16 protein-coding genes are annotated in these 14513 nt (G+C 54.7%); 15 read left to right on the forward strand and 1 reads right to left on the reverse strand.

From position 1 onward, the window contains the following. Positions 1-17 precede the first annotated feature (17 nt). The 8 genes from BTUS_RS06395 (at position 18) to BTUS_RS06430 (ending at position 9562) form a co-directional block, all read left to right on the forward strand. Positions 18-1970, forward strand: coding sequence for a sigma-54-dependent Fis family transcriptional regulator (locus tag BTUS_RS06395; RefSeq protein WP_013075299.1), 1953 nt, complete (start codon positions 18-20; stop codon positions 1968-1970). A gap of 30 nt (positions 1971-2000) precedes the next feature. Beyond that, on the forward strand, positions 2001-3113 hold the full coding sequence (locus BTUS_RS06400; RefSeq protein ID WP_013075300.1) for a zinc-binding dehydrogenase: 1113 nt from the start codon (positions 2001-2003) through the stop codon (positions 3111-3113). Positions 3114-3149: 36 nt separating this feature from the next. Next, entirely contained in the window at positions 3150-3629 is a 480-nt protein-coding gene (locus BTUS_RS06405; protein WP_013075301.1) for a flavin reductase family protein, read from the forward strand. A 35-nt stretch (positions 3630-3664) separates the two neighbouring features. Next, entirely contained in the window at positions 3665-4816 is a 1152-nt protein-coding gene (locus tag BTUS_RS06410; RefSeq protein ID WP_013075302.1) for an acyl-CoA dehydrogenase family protein, read from the forward strand. After that, complete coding sequence (locus tag BTUS_RS16790; RefSeq protein ID WP_013075303.1) at positions 4813-5856, forward strand: acyl-CoA dehydrogenase family protein; 1044 nt, start codon at positions 4813-4815, stop codon at positions 5854-5856. The genes BTUS_RS06410 and BTUS_RS16790 overlap by 4 nt, the downstream gene beginning before the upstream one ends. Before the next feature lie 45 nt (positions 5857-5901). Beyond that, positions 5902-6699: an enoyl-CoA hydratase/isomerase family protein gene (locus tag BTUS_RS06420; RefSeq protein WP_013075304.1), complete on the forward strand. Its 798-nt coding sequence runs from the start codon at positions 5902-5904 to the stop codon at positions 6697-6699. Between the two features lie 30 nt (positions 6700-6729). After that, the gene (locus BTUS_RS06425) at positions 6730-8199 is read left to right on the forward strand and encodes an aldehyde dehydrogenase family protein (protein ID WP_013075305.1); all 1470 of its coding nucleotides are present in this window, start codon (positions 6730-6732) and stop codon (positions 8197-8199) included. Positions 8200-8812: 613 nt separating this feature from the next. Continuing rightward, positions 8813-9562 (forward strand): SDR family NAD(P)-dependent oxidoreductase, encoded by a 750-nt coding sequence (locus BTUS_RS06430; RefSeq protein ID WP_013075306.1) that lies wholly within the window; start codon positions 8813-8815, stop codon positions 9560-9562. A 105-nt stretch (positions 9563-9667) separates the two neighbouring features. Here BTUS_RS06430 and hemQ read toward each other — a convergent pair whose 3' ends face one another. After that, entirely contained in the window at positions 9668-10414 is a 747-nt protein-coding gene (gene hemQ / locus BTUS_RS06435) for a hydrogen peroxide-dependent heme synthase (protein ID WP_013075307.1), read from the reverse strand. A gap of 215 nt (positions 10415-10629) precedes the next feature. Between hemQ and BTUS_RS06440 the strand changes: the two genes are divergently transcribed. From BTUS_RS06440 to BTUS_RS17425, 7 genes are all read left to right on the forward strand, one after another. Then, positions 10630-11169: a peroxiredoxin gene (locus BTUS_RS06440; RefSeq protein WP_013075308.1), complete on the forward strand. Its 540-nt coding sequence runs from the start codon at positions 10630-10632 to the stop codon at positions 11167-11169. Positions 11170-11228: 59 nt separating this feature from the next. Then, entirely contained in the window at positions 11229-11693 is a 465-nt protein-coding gene (locus BTUS_RS06445) for a TlpA family protein disulfide reductase (RefSeq protein ID WP_013075309.1), read from the forward strand. A 211-nt stretch (positions 11694-11904) separates the two neighbouring features. Continuing rightward, the gene (tnpA, locus tag BTUS_RS17420; RefSeq protein ID WP_083780067.1) at positions 11905-12228 is read left to right on the forward strand and encodes an IS200/IS605 family transposase; all 324 of its coding nucleotides are present in this window, start codon (positions 11905-11907) and stop codon (positions 12226-12228) included. After that, positions 12191-13261, forward strand: coding sequence for an RNA-guided endonuclease InsQ/TnpB family protein (locus tag BTUS_RS06455; RefSeq protein ID WP_013075310.1), 1071 nt, complete (start codon positions 12191-12193; stop codon positions 13259-13261). The genes tnpA and BTUS_RS06455 overlap by 38 nt, the downstream gene beginning before the upstream one ends. A gap of 135 nt (positions 13262-13396) precedes the next feature. Beyond that, on the forward strand, positions 13397-13696 hold the full coding sequence (locus BTUS_RS06460; RefSeq protein WP_083780068.1) for a Uma2 family endonuclease: 300 nt from the start codon (positions 13397-13399) through the stop codon (positions 13694-13696). 153 nt (positions 13697-13849) lie between these two features. Continuing rightward, positions 13850-14257, forward strand: a complete 408-nt coding sequence (locus BTUS_RS06465; protein ID WP_013075311.1) for a MerR family DNA-binding transcriptional regulator — start codon at positions 13850-13852, stop codon at positions 14255-14257. Then, positions 14214-14504, forward strand: a complete 291-nt coding sequence (locus BTUS_RS17425; protein ID WP_013075312.1) for a hypothetical protein — start codon at positions 14214-14216, stop codon at positions 14502-14504. Before BTUS_RS06465 ends, BTUS_RS17425 begins: the two co-directional genes overlap by 44 nt. Positions 14505-14513: the final 9 nt, after the last annotated feature.

Consider the following 14513-nt stretch of genomic DNA (forward strand, 5'->3'; position numbering starts at 1 on the left):
GGTGGGAGGGATGGAGCGTGCTGGCGCAATACCGTGATTTCACGTTTCCCAACACCGAAACGGTGAGACGGTTGTATCGCGCCTGGGAAAGATTTCGGGTGTATGGCGAGATTGATTCGACCGTGGTCAAACCTCATGTACAGGAGTCGTGGATCCGGAGCGCGAGTTCTGGCGCCAAGTTCAATCAGAGAGCCCCCCTCCAGAAAACGGACGTTTTCCAGCGTAATGTGGATGGTCAAAAGCATTTCTTGAAACTGTGTCGGCCTGTGGTGGAACAACTTTCCGATTATTTTGCAGGAACGAAAGTAGTGATCATCCTCAGCGATGAAAAGGCCACGATTCTGAAGACGTGGGGGGATCCGGGAATCCTCGAAGAGGCCCAGGATGCGCATATCATGCCGAGAGGCGTGTTCACTGAGAATGCCGTTGGGACAAACGCCCTGCCCCTGGCGGCCATTACCAAGCAGCCCGTTCTGGTGACTCAAACGGAGCACTTCTCAGAGACCCTGCATGTCTGGAGCTGTTACTCGGTGCCGGTCATCCATCCGGTGACCGGCTTGATTTCGGGGATTCTGGATATATCGTCGACTTGCAATATTTTCCATCCACAGAATCTTACTGCCGTCTCGATGACCGGCCGAGCGCTTGAGCAGCGGCTTGGATATGAAGCGGAACTGGATCGCATGGAGTTGATCCTGGCGTTTCAGAAAAAGGTCGCTTCGTTTTTTCCTTGGCCGGTGATTGCCTTGGATCGATTTCACAGGATCGTGGCGGCCAATCAAGAGTTTTTTCAAGATTACTGCTCGACTTCCGTGAGTTGCCTGCCTATTCCTCTAAGTGAGGTACCTGATTTGGCAACAATATTGCGGGATATTCCCTTTGTGGAACAGGAACAGTACGTAACGCTGCAACGTGGCAGGACCGTTCGTTTAATGAGTATTCCTTGTTATCGGCGCGATCAGCCGATCGGGTGGTTGGTCGTGTTGGCTTCCATGGATCGGTCTGGAGGAACTCGGGGTGCAGGCGACCACCATGCGGATAAGGAGCCCTTGGTCACGTTTGAACGGCTGGTTGGATCGGGAAGTCGGTTTGCCAAGGCTCTGGAATTGGCCAAGCGGGTGTCCCGGAGTACGGCGAATGTTCTTCTCTTGGGCGAGACGGGAACGGGAAAAGAAATGTTTGCCCAAGCCATTCATCATGACAGCCCCAGGCGGAAAGGTCCTTTCGTTCCCGTAAACTGCGGCGCGATTCCCAGAGAACTCATCGCCAGTGAACTGTTCGGCTATGAGGAAGGGGCCTTTTCGGGCGCCCGAAAAGGGGGGAAAAAGGGGTATTTTGAACTTGCTCAAGAAGGCACCTTGTTTCTAGATGAGATCGGCGAACTTCCTTTAGACCTACAAGCTTATCTGCTCCGCGTACTGCAAACGAGTCGGATCACCCGCCTGGGAGGGACCACAGAGATTGCACTGGACGTGCGCATCATTGCTGCGACCAATATCGATTTGTTCAAAGCTGCTAATGAGAATCGATTCCGAAAGGATCTCTTGTATCGCCTGAGTGTCGTGTCTATTCATTTGCCCGCGCTGAGGGAAAGGGGGCGGGGGGATCTCGAAGCCTTGATCAAAGCGTTTTTAGACCGATTCAATCGGATGGAAGGAAAAAACGTCCGCTTGGATGAAGAGGTTCGAGAAGTCCTCTTGTCTTATGTCTGGCCAGGAAATGTCCGGGAATTGGAGAACGTTATTCACCAATTGGTCGTAGTGGCCGAAAGTGGAAGGGCGCAGATGGAAGATTTGCCCGTATATTTGAGAACCCGCGAAGAGGTTACCGCCCAGAGGATTGAGGATGTTGAGAAGCGCTTAATCAGCGAGGCGCTGATCAAACATCAAGGGAATTTTTCAAAAGTAGCGAAAGAGTTAGGAATTGCGAGAGGCACACTTTATCGCAAGGTTGCAAAGTATGGGTTATAAGGGCGAAACCTACAAAGGGAGGCGCGTTGAATGGCGACGTATGGAAGGGCTGCTGTATTTGCGCATCCAAATAAAGATTTGGAGTTGCAAGAGTTTCCGGTCCCTGACCCCGAACCCGGTGCTGTCGTCATACGCGTCAAACGGTGTAACGTCTGTGGATCTGATCTTCACGCATGGCACGGGGACTTTCAAACCCGTGGCTTAGGGGGGCAGCTGCCGACGATTCTTGGGCACGAAATGACGGGTGTGGTGCATTCGCTGGGCGCGGGCATTCAAACCGACTCCTTCGGCAACCCGCTCCATATCGGGGACCGCGTGGTCTATCCGTATTTTTTTGCGTGTGGCCGATGTGAGAACTGCACCTCAGGTTTTTCTATCGGGTGTCGCCGGCTGAAGATGGCCATGCTCGACAATTGCTTAAAGCCGCCTCATTTTGTCGGAGGGTTTGCAGACTATTATTATCTTCCCCCTCAGCATGTGATTTTTAAGGTGCCAGATGAGTTGGGGGACGATGTGGTCTCTGGCGCTAACTGTGCTTTGTCTCAAGTCATGTACGGGTTGGATCGCGTTGGTTTGCGCGCGGGGGAGACGGTGGTGATCCAAGGATCCGGAGGCTTGGGCATCTACGCCACTGCGGTTGCGAAGACCCTGGGGGCTCGACGAGTGATTGTGTTGGATGGCGTCGAGGAACGCCTGGCTTTAGCCAGGAAATTCGGTGCCGACGAAATCATTCCGCTTTCTCAGCATGATGAGAAGGAGCGCCTTCGTCTCGTGAGAGAGTTCACGAATGGCCTGGGCGCTGATGTCGCGGTGGAGGTGGTCGGACACCCCGGGGTGATCTCCGAGGGTTTACGACTGCTGCGCGTGGGGGGCCGATATCTAGAAATTGGGAATATCAGTCTGGGAAAGACGGTTGAACTCGATCCTTCACGCCTGGTTTTTGGGAATAAGTCCATCATCGGCGTATCGCTGTATGAGCCAAGGTATCTCAAGAAGGCGTTGGATTTTTTGGTCATGACCCGGAATGCGTTTCCATACAACGAATTGGTTGCCCGTACCTTCCCTTTGTCAGAAATTAACGAGGCTTTCCGCCTGGCGGAGGCGAAGCAGGTGAATCGGGCCTCCATCGTTATGGATGTCTAATTGATGACAGCTGAGCATGGTAAAGGGGGATTGAACGTGGCTGTGGAGGTTCAGGCCGATGAATTTCGTCGAACGATGGCAACATTCGCGACCGGGGTGACCGTTGTGACGGTCGACCATGAAGGGGGCGTGCATGGAATGACGGCCAATGCCTTTACCTCGGTTTCGCTGAATCCGCCCCTCATCCTTGTGTCCGTGGATAAAAAAACCCACACCCACGACATGATCGCGAAGGCAGAAACCTTCGGAGTGAGCATCTTGCGAAGAGATCAGGAGGCGTTGTCCCGGCATTACGGCGGCAAGCCAGACCCGGCTTTGCAACCGCAGCACGAATGGGTGAAAGGGGTTCCGGTGCTCCGGACTTGTTTGTCGTCGGTGGCGTGCCGTGTTTGGGCCTCCTATGAAGGAGGGGATCACACGTTGTTTGTCGGGCGCGTTCTGGACATGCGCCTCCACGGTGGCGATCCACTGATTTTTTTTGATCGCGCCTATCGGCAATTACAACCGAACCTATGATCAGATCGAGTCTGCAACAAGCGAGGCGAGAACGGATGCCAAAATTCACACTTGAAACGGTGCGATTGCCCGAAACAACGGAGGAACTCCGTGCCGAAGTGCGCCGTTTTCTTCAGATGGAAGAGGAAAACGGGGGATTTATCCCGGCTTGTGATGCCTGGCTTGGGGGATTCTCGCCCTCTTTTAGCGAGGAGTTGGGCAAAAGAGGTTGGATCGGGATGACGTGGCCAAAGCGGTACGGGGGTCACGAGCGATCGGAGATGGAACGCTATGTGGTGATTGAGGAATTGCTTGCGGCCGGAGCCCCCGTTGCCGCCCACTGGGTGGCGGATCGTCAAATGGGTCCGCTCCTCCTGCGCTATGGTTCGGAGGAACAAAAGGAGCGTTTCCTCCCTCTAATGGCTCAGGGAAAGTCGTACTGGGCCATCGGCATGAGTGAACCCAATGCCGGATCGGATTTGGCGGCTGTGCAAGCCAAGCTGACGCCCGATGGAGAGGGCTGGAGACTGAGCGGACAGAAAATCTGGTCCAGCGGGGCCCATCAATGTCACTACATGATGACACTGTGTCGAAATGGGCCCAGCGGTTCGGATCGGCACGCGGGATTGAGCAACGTCATTGTAGATCTTCACGATCCTCATGTGGAGGTTCGCCCGATTTATTTGTTGGACGGCGGGCATCACTTTAATGAAGTTTTTTTCCACGACGTGTATATCCCTCCTTCCATGGTGATTGGAGAGGCGGGTGATGGCTGGCGCCAAGTCACCGAAGAACTGGCTTACGAACGCAGTGGTCCGGAGCGGTTTTTGACAACATTTCCACTCCTTCGTGTTTTGGTGCAGAAGGCGGCGTCTCTTCAGGACGATTTCGCCCGGCGTGACGTAGCGGTGTTGGTGGCCGAGTTGGCTTCGCTACGAGAACTGTCATTATCGGTCGCTGGAATCTTGAACTCTGGAGGCAATCCTGTCACCGAGGCGGCTTTGGTGAAGGACGCAGGGACCCGTTTTGAGCGGAAGGTCACGGAAATTGCGGAGCGACTTGCTGACCTGCCGCCGGTACAGGAAGGTGCGGATCCGTTTTTGATCCTGTTGGCCCAGGCGATGCTTCATGGACCAGGTTTTACCATTCGAGGCGGCACCAACGAGATTCTCAGGGGAATCGTTGCGAGGGGGCTGGGACTGCGATGAGCGGCGATGTCCGGAGAATGGTGGCGGATACGGCTCGGCGAATCTTTCAAGGCCAATGTACACCAGAGTTGCTGGCTGCGGCCGATAACCATCAATTTCCTACAAAGTTATGGTCATTGTTAGAGTCAAACGCTTTTACGAAAATCGACGAAGAGGGGTTAAACACGGGAGATGCCCTTGTATTGCTCGAAATAGCCGGTTATTACGCCGTGCCGGGCCCCTTGGCCTCATCTCTCGCGGCCAGCAAAATGATGGTCGACATGGGCGTCCCGATTCCTTCGGGGGTTGTCACGTGCGCAATTCAGCCCGGCGGTGCGATTGAACTGACCCATGAAGGAGAGCGGGCCGTCGTCAGCGGGACCTGGGTGAACGTTCCCTGGGGGCGCGCTTCCGATACGGTGCTCGCCGTGTTTCAAACCTTGGGCGGGTGGTTTGCCGCGGTGTTGAACAGTCGAAACGTTTCTTGGGAGAAGGGCCAGAACCTCGGGGGTGAACCCAGGGACACGCTACAGGCTTCACATGTGTCGCCGAGCTTTGTTCAGGAGATTTCTGAGCAACAAAGTTCAACCCTTCGAGCACTTTTGGCGCTGAGTAGGGTGGCCTTGACGGTGGGCGCTTTGGAACGAATGCTCAACATGACCGTGGAGTATGCCCAGCAGCGCGCCCAGTTCGGGCGCTCCATCGGCAAGTTTCAAGCCGTTCAGCACCAAATTGCCGAGATGGCGGCGGAGACGGCTGCTGTACAAGCGTTATTCAATCGAGCGGTGTACGGGGTTGATCAAGGGGAAGACATGATGCGTTACGCATCTCTGGCCAAGATCCGGATTGCGGAAGCGATACGGGTCGTCACTGCGGGTGCCCACCAGGTTCACGGGGCGATTGGTTTTACTCAGGAATATTCGCTTCATTATTTCAGCCGTAGAGCGTGGGCGTATCGCCACGAGTATGGCAACGAGACTTGGTGGTCGAAGATTTTGTTTGCGGAAATTGGCAACCGGGATCTATGGGATTTTTTAACTCAACCAACGAGGGCCGAGTAGCTCGTGATCATACGCGACACAGGATAGGGAAAGGCGGTTGTTTGAATGGCCGAAGAGAATGACATCCTATTCAAGAAACGGGAAGGAATTGCAGTGATTACCTTGAATCGCCCGCATCGGCGAAATGCCTTCACGCCAGAGATGATCGGACAATGGTCGGAGTTTCTTCGAGAGGTGCGGGAAGATCCGGATACTCATGTGATCGTGTTAACCGGGTCTGGGGACCAGGCGTTTTGTTCCGGCGCGGATTTGGTAGGGCTAGAGGAAGGAACGAGGGCGAAAGCCCTGGATCGAAAGAACGAACTTTGGACGCACATTCATCGGGTCGCCTTTGAGATGGAACAAATCGATAAGCCGACGATCGCGGCGATCAACGGGGTGGCTGTGGGCGCAGGCCTGGACATGGCGTTGATGTGTGATTTGCGGTTTATGTCGAGGTCCGCAAAATTATCCGAAGGATACGTAAAGGTGGGACTGGTGCCAGGGGACGGAGGCGCGTACTTTTTGCCCCGGCTCGTAGGGACCGCTAAAGCGTTGGAGTTGTTGTGGACGGGGGATTTTGTGGATGCAGAAGAGGCACTGAGGATCGGTCTTGTGAACCGTGTTTATGCGCCGGACGAATTGATGGAAAAAACCCTGGAGTTTGCCCGTCGCTTGGCTTCAGGGCCGGAGATTGCCATCCGCATGATCAAGCGCGCGGTGTATCAGTCTCGGAATCTGGACCTTCGAACGGCCTTGGATCTCATTTCCTCGCATTTTGCCATTATTCGGGAGACCGAGGACCATAAAGAGGGGATTCGGGCCATGCTGGAACATCGATCTCCCAAGTTCGTCGGGAGATGATCTGGCGATGAATACGATCAGGAGGCCATCATGAACGCGTTGCAGATTGAACATGTAAACGTTCCGACCCAGTTGTTTATTGACGGTCGCTTTGTCGATTCTCTCAGCGGGGAAAAATTTGCCGTGGTGAATCCGGCGAGCGGTGAGCAGATTGGGGAAGTCCCGTTGGCCGATGAAAAGGACGTGGACTGTGCCGTACAAGCGGCCCGTAGGGTGGTGGACGGGGGGCGCTGGGCCGCCTGGAATCCCTATGAGCGGGAGCGGTTGATTCACCGGGTAGCGGATCTCATTGAAGCCCATGCGGATACCCTCGCGCTTTTGGAAACCTGCGATACGGGCAAACCACTGCGGGACGCAAAAGCAGTGGACATTCCTCTCACGATCCAATGTTTCCGATATTATGCCGGTTGGCCGTCCAAAATCAAGGGAGAGACCGTGCCAGTCAGGGGCCAGTTTTTGACCTACACGTTGCGCGAACCCGTCGGGGTGGTGGCTCAGATCATTCCATGGAATTTTCCCTTGTACATGGCGGCGATTAAAGTAGCTCCCGCCCTTGCGACCGGGAATGCTGTGGTGTTGAAACCGGCGGAGGAGACGCCGCTATCGGCCCTGTACTTGGCCCGGCTCATGAAAGAAGCGGGGATTCCGGACGGGGTGTTCAATGTTGTCACCGGAGATGGGGAGAAAACCGGGGCGGCGTTGGTGCGCCATCCTGGGGTGGATAAGATTTCCTTCACGGGATCCACCGCCGTCGGTCAGCAGATCATGGCTCAGGCGGCCTCCGGCATCAAGCGAGTGAGCTTGGAGTTGGGCGGCAAGTCGCCGCACATTGTATTTGCGGATGCTGATTTGTCTGCGGCCGTAAAAGGGATTGTGGGAGGGATTTTTTACAACCAGGGAGAAGTGTGTTTGGCGGGGTCCCGGGTTTTTGTGCAAAGGCCGGTCTATAATAAGGTATTGGAGGAAGTGCGCGGGGCGGCGCGAAAGGTCAAGATCGGGAACCCGTTGGATGAGAGCACGACGTTTGGACCATTGATTTCGGCAGAGCACCAAAGCAGGGTGCACCGGTATGTGAAGATGGGGGTCGAGGAAGGGGCGCAACTCATTGAAGGCGGGAGTGCTCCTGCCAATCTTGAGTCTGGATACTTTTATGAACCGACGATTCTGGTGGGGGATCACCTAGGCTACACGGTGGCCCGGGAGGAGATCTTTGGCCCTGTGGCTTTTGTGATGCCGTTTGATACGCCGGAAGAGGTGGTCGGCCTGGCGAACGACACGAGATACGGATTGGCGGCCGGGCTTTGGACGAGGGATCTTTCGCTGGCACACCGCACTGCCCGGGCCCTCAAGGCGGGGACGGTATGGATTAACGCGTATAATCTGTTGGACGCGGCGGCTCCTTTCGGGGGGTATCGGATGAGCGGCTTTGGCAGAGAGTTGGGGGAGGAGGCCTTGGATCTGTACACAGAGCTAAAGACCGTCTGGACTTCCTTGCGTTGATGAGCATCCGGTCTTTCAGTGGTTGAACATAGTCCAATCGGCGTTCATCCTCCTGTTGTGCCACTGTGGCGGAATGTCTACTCGGGGGGAATGATTTGAAAAGTGAGTGATTCTGATGCGAGGCACAGGCGGACCCTATCGATACAGAACCCTTTGTCACTGTATTGCGACAATTGCTGCCCACAGGTTGTATGGGGCACATTTGGAAGTCACCCTTGGAAACAAACGGTTCGTGTTCGTGGTGTCAGATGTATATCCGTCTGCTGATACCAAGCGTTTTTCCATTGGGTGGGGAGTGGCTGGCTCTAGACCACAGCGTCGAATGGATGGTCGATCGCGTGTATCAAAATCGATGACGGAGTGTTCCATTGATCAGGTGATGGAGGACTTGCAGTGGATGTGCCTTGGGGGGCGATGGTTGAAGGGGCGGGTGGTGAAGTGTACGATGGCTGAAGCTCGTCCGATACGGGGATGCATTCGGTTGTCCGATTCGGTTCGAAGGTTTTTTTGATCAATCCCCAGAAGTTTGCCTGTTGGCTCGGGTGGTGATGTTCATGTAGCGGCGTTTTGTGAAACGAAGTTTTTCACCAATCAAAAAAGGGAGGACATTATGATGGAACGAGTGAAAGGAAAAGTTGCAATAGTGACCGGGGCTGCGCGAGGTCAGGGCGCGGCGGAAGCAAGGCTTTTGGCCAAAGAAGGGGCCAAAGTATGTCTGACGGATGTCCTGGTTGATGAAGGACGGACGGTGGCCGAAGAACTGCAAAAGGAAGGATACGATACCGTATTCGAGAGGTTGGATGTGACCGATCCGAAAGCATGGCAGACAGTGGTCGAGGGGGTGATTCAACGATACGGTAAAATCGACATTCTTGTGAATAATGCCGGGATCCTGGCGATGGAAGGCGTGGAAGATACCACTTTGGAGATATGGAATCGAGTTCTTTCTGTGAATCTGACGGGTGTGTTCTTGGGGATGAAAACGGTCCTGCCGTACATGAAACAACAACGCAGCGGGAGCATCATCAATACTTCTTCGATTTATGGTCTGATCGGAAGTGGCGGGGCGGCAGCGTATCAGGCCACCAAAGGAGCGGTCCGAATCTTAACGAAGACGGCCGCCGTCGAGTATGCTCCCTATTGGATTCGCATTAATTCCGTACATCCCGGGGTCATCGATACTCCGATGATCGCCGGTATCAAGGAAGCGGGCGCTTTGGAACAGGTCAACGCATTAACAGCCTTGCCCAGGCTTGGCACCCCAGAAGACATTGCTTTCGGGGTCCTTTACTTAGCCTCTGATGAATCTTCCTTTGTAACGGGTAGCGAATTGGTGATTGACGGAGGCTACACCACGCGATAGATTGTGTAAGATGGGCCGGAACCTTCTCTGCACTGGCCGTGTTTGAACCGATGGAACGCCCCTCGGGTACTGTTTCCAGCAGGACGAGGGGCGTGGCGTCTCCGTTCAGAGCCCCAACCAGCTGTCGATCCGCTCCCGGGTCAGGCGATTCCCGACAAAGAATTGGCCGAATTCGCCAAAGCGGGCGCTCACTTCGTCGAAGCGCATCTCATAGATGAGTTTTTTAAACACGATGGGATCGTCGGCAAACAGCGTCACTCCCCATTCCCAGTCATCCAAACCCACGGACCCGGTGATGATTTGGGTCACTTGGCCGCCGTAGCGCCGGCCGATTTCGCCGTGGCTGCGCATCATGGTCCGCCTGTCTTCCATACCGAGCATGTACCAATTATCTTCGCCTTGACGGCGTTTGTTCATCGGATAAAAGCATATATGCGCTGTTTTTGGCAGGATCGGTCTTAACCTGCGCTGAACCACCGGGTCGTCACTGGGGTCGACCCCGGGTTTCGTGGTATAATTACTTAGCTCCACCACCGACACATAGGAGTACGCAGGCCGGGCGATGGTGGCGAATTCTGACCGTTCGAAGGTCAGTTCCGTCGCTTCGAGATCCTGCAAGGTGGGGCGCAGGTGGACCATGACCAGGTCCGCTTTTTGGCCGACCACCGTGTAAAGAGCTGTGCTCCCTTGTTTGGTTGCCTCGATCTCATCCCACTGGGCCACCAGGTCGAGGAAGGCGTCGCGCATCCGGCGGCGCTCGTCGGCCCGTAGATGAGTCCAGCGGGGCCAGTCGATACGGCGAAAGTCGTGAAGGGCAAACCAGCCCTCCAGGGTTTGTACGGCTTCGCTCATGGGGATCATCTCCTTCGGATCCATCATAGCAAACCGCGGTGCGCCGGACAAAGGGGAAGATCTCGACAAGGAGGTGACAAAACAAAAACTTATTATTGATTAATACTCGTTATTGATGTACAATGTCCTTGGTGAAACCGACGCCGGAGTGGTGGTCGGGCCAGAGCCCGGCCTTGCTTCGGGGGAAATTCTACATAATAAGGAGGCAGCGAACCATGCCGTTGGTAGGACGACCTGCACCTGATTTCGAGATGCTGAGCACGAAAAACATGAAAACCTTGGATGAGAAAGTTCGCTTGTCCGACTATCGCGGAAAGTGGCTGGTGATGTTTTTCTACCCGATGGACTTCACCTTCGTGTGCCCCACGGAGATCACGGCGATGAGCGACCGGGCGCAGGAGTTCTTTGATCTCGACGCAGAGATTCTCGGGGTGAGCGTGGACTCCGTTCACGTGCACAAGGCCTGGATCAACACGCCCCGGGATAAGAATGGCCTGGGAGAGATTCGTTACCCGCTTGCGAGCGACATCACCAAGTCGGTCAGCCGGGCCTACGACGTGTTGATTCCCGAACAGGGGGTGGCGCTGCGGGGACTGTTTATCATTGACCCCGAGGGTATCCTGCGCTACCAGGTGGTCCATGATCTGAACATCGGACGCAGCGTCGATGAGACTCTGCGCGTCCTCGAGGCGCTGCAAACCGGCGGGTTGTGCCCGGCCGACTGGAAACCCGGAGACAAACTTCTGGAAGTCTGATCTCGGGGATCCGGCGGAGCGGGTGTCCACGCCGAGGAGACTGTAAAGGGGGACTCGCCATGCCCATGCGTTTGGGTACCCCGTTCCCGGGACTGGAGGGAGCGACGGAGTGGCTGGTGGTGGACCGGCCGCCGAACATCGAGATCGGACGGCCGATTTTGATCCACTTCTGGGCGGTGTCGTGCCACATATGCCACGAGACCCTGCCGAACCTTTTGGCCTATCGGGATCGGTATGTTCCGAAGGGGCTCCAATTGGTTTCGATTCACATGCCCCGGCAGGAGGCCGACACTGACGTCGAGATGGTCAAGAAGGACATCCAGGAGTTCGGGATTCATCATCCGGTGGCGGTGGACAATCTGCACCGGATTGCCGATCTGTATCAGAACCAGTTCGTGCCCGCGTTCTTCCTCTTCGACACCGAAGGTCATCTGAAATTCCGCGCGGCCGGGGATCGAGGGTTGCAGAACGTCGAGAAAAAACTCGAAGAGCTGTTTGCCGAATCCGCTCCTTCCCAGCCGTGAAGACGGCGACTTGAAGGCGGATGAAGGCGCACCATGTCAGAAGCCCGGGTTGATGCCCGGGTTTTTTCTGTGCGCCTGGGTCTGGAATGGCGTTTCCATGTGCACCCGCGCGGTATTGGCGGCGATCGCCGTGGTTACGGTTTTTAAATGCATTCGCTCTTTCTCTCAGGGATTTGGTACAATACTCAAAAAGCTCCTTCGCGGAAGGTGAATATCTTTGTCAAATCACCTCGTCTTAGTGGTCAAGTACCGCCGAAAAGTGATCAACGATCTATTGGAATTCAACCACGACCGCGATCAGGTACACATGCTCTTCAGTGCGCACCCCAACAGCACTCTGTCGAAATATATCAACGCTTTTAAAAGCGCCTCGTCCCGGTTGGTTAAAAAAGAGTTCCCGGAAATCAGGAAACACCTCCGCAGTTTTTGCCTTTTGACTACCGGGGGAGCTCCGATGGAAGTGATCAAAACATACATCGAGTCCCAGGGTGAGAAACATGATCATCGTACACCGGTTTCACATCGAACCCACTAAAGAGCAGGAGCAAAAGCTGTTTCAGACCCTGGAGCTTTGCCGCCAGCTCTACAACACAGCCCTGAAGCAAAGGGAAATTTGTTATCGGCAAAGAGGCAAGTCCCCTTCTTGCACCGCACAAAAAAATGAACTGCCGGCATTTAAGAAAGAATTTCCGGAATACCAACAGGTCAATGCTCAAGTTTTGCAGGATTGCCTGCAGAGGTTAGACCATGCGTTTCAGCGGTTTTTTGCTGGCCTGGCCGGGTATCCGCACTACAAAGATCGGAACCATTACCGTTCTTTCACCTACCCGCAGGCGGACAAGCAGGACCATTTCAAAAAAATCGGCCATATTTATTTGCCTAAGATTGGGCACGTCAAAATGAAAGCCCACTTTGAATTTGACCCGGCCAAGGTCAGCCGAATCAATGTCAAGTACCACGGCGGCAAATGGTACGTCAATCTGACCTCGGAAATCCAGGAGTCCGAAGGAGTAGACGTTGTTAACAAGGTGGGTATTGATGTTGGCCTTTTCACCTTCGCCGCACTCTCAGACGGCACGAAAATCGACAACCCGAAATACTTTCGTCAATCCGAAAAGAAATTGGCCAGGTTGCAAAGACGGCTTTCCCGCAAGAAAAAAGGTTCAAACAACCGAGGGAAGGCGAAAGCGAAAGTAACCAGGCTGCATGATAAGATTGCCAATCAGCGGAAAGATTTCTTGCACAAGATTTCCCACGGCATCGTCCAAAAATATGACTGGATCGCCGTCGAGGATTTGTCGGTTAAGAACATGATGAAGAATCACCATTTCAGCAAGAGCATCGCCGACGCTGGCTGGGGCAAGTTCATCAGCTACATCGAATATAAAGCCAAAAAGTTCGGCAAGGTTCTGGTGAAAGTTCCTCCAGCCGGCACATCCCAAACCTGTGTATGCGGGCATCCGGTGCCCAAAGACCTAGGCGTCCGGATACACCAATGCCCGCATTGCGGGCTGACCGCCGACCGGGACGTGGTCTCGGCGATGGTCATCCTGCAAAGGGCGAATTAAGCAAGATCTGAGTAGGGCTGGAAGCACCCGAACTTACGCCTGGGGAGATTGTGTAAGACCCATGTGGCTGCGGTCGATGAACCAGGAAGCTCCCGCCTCTAAGCGATAGCGAAGGCGGGAGAGGCTTCACTTGTAATGTGTGGAAGTTATGGACGCTCGAAACGTATCGTGGGTATACCGGTGCTCGTCATTGAAATTTTATCGCCCTCCACGGCCTCCATCGATTTTGTGGGGAAGATGAACATCTATCAACGGGTCGGCGTGGAAGAGTACTGGATTGTCGATCCGGCGCTTAAAGCCATCTACGTCTATCGCCACGATGGTACCCGGCTCGCTTTCAACGAGGAGTACGGGATTCGCAGGACGATTAGCCCGGGGAGGTTCTCAGATTTACTCATTCCGGTGAGGGAATTGTTTGATCCCCATCCCACCTGAGCCAAGGGAGAAACGTAGTCGGACCGGGGGCTGGGAAGTTCTCCGTTGTCCTTGGGGGCAGCTTCGGTCATCGTTCGTTCCGGGAGGTTGAATACAGCTTTTGGCCTTCAAATCAACGTCACCTGATAGAATCTGATATAGGGTGATGTTCAGGTGAAGCTCTATTCGATTCGAGAGTTTGCGGAGAAACTCGGCGTCAGCGTCTCCACTCTTCGAGCGTGGGACAGAGAAGGCAAGCTGGTGCCTTTGCGAACTCCTACCAACAAGCGCAGATACACCGAGGATATGTTCTATCAGGCGTTAGGAATCGGGAAACGAAAAGAAAAAAAGAAAGAGGACCTGTTTGCACAGTTCGGTTGCGAGATTCTGGTGGTCAACAAGGCCGAGGACATGTCACCGGCCCAGGAACTGGTCGAAGATCTAATAAGCATTGTCCAGCATTTTGCGGCAAAACTCTACGGGTCAAGAACCTACAGGACGCGGAAACTGACCAATGCGGTTCGGGAGGAGTTGGCCGGTGCGACAGACGATCCGACAAAAGAGCCTGCCGCTGAATCGTGAGAAATGGAGGCGGATCGTCGAAGTGGCTGAGGCGTATTCCCGGCAGAAGGACGCGCAAGCGTCGAGGGACCACTCCGCCGTTTGGAAACTGTCGGTGTCGGGCGGTGGTCGGCGGACGAGCGGATGGTACTGTTTCGGGCGGGACTCCAGATGCTCGGCCCCAGGACCTCGCCAATCGGTTCTTCGGGGAGCAGCGAGCCTCTCGGAGAGCGTAAACTGCTTTGCTGTCAAGTTTGTCAATATTTGATAGGAGTTC

Origin of the sequence: Kyrpidia tusciae DSM 2912, assembly GCF_000092905.1 — a bacterium.
GTDB lineage: Bacteria > Bacillota > Bacilli > Kyrpidiales > Kyrpidiaceae > Kyrpidia > Kyrpidia tusciae.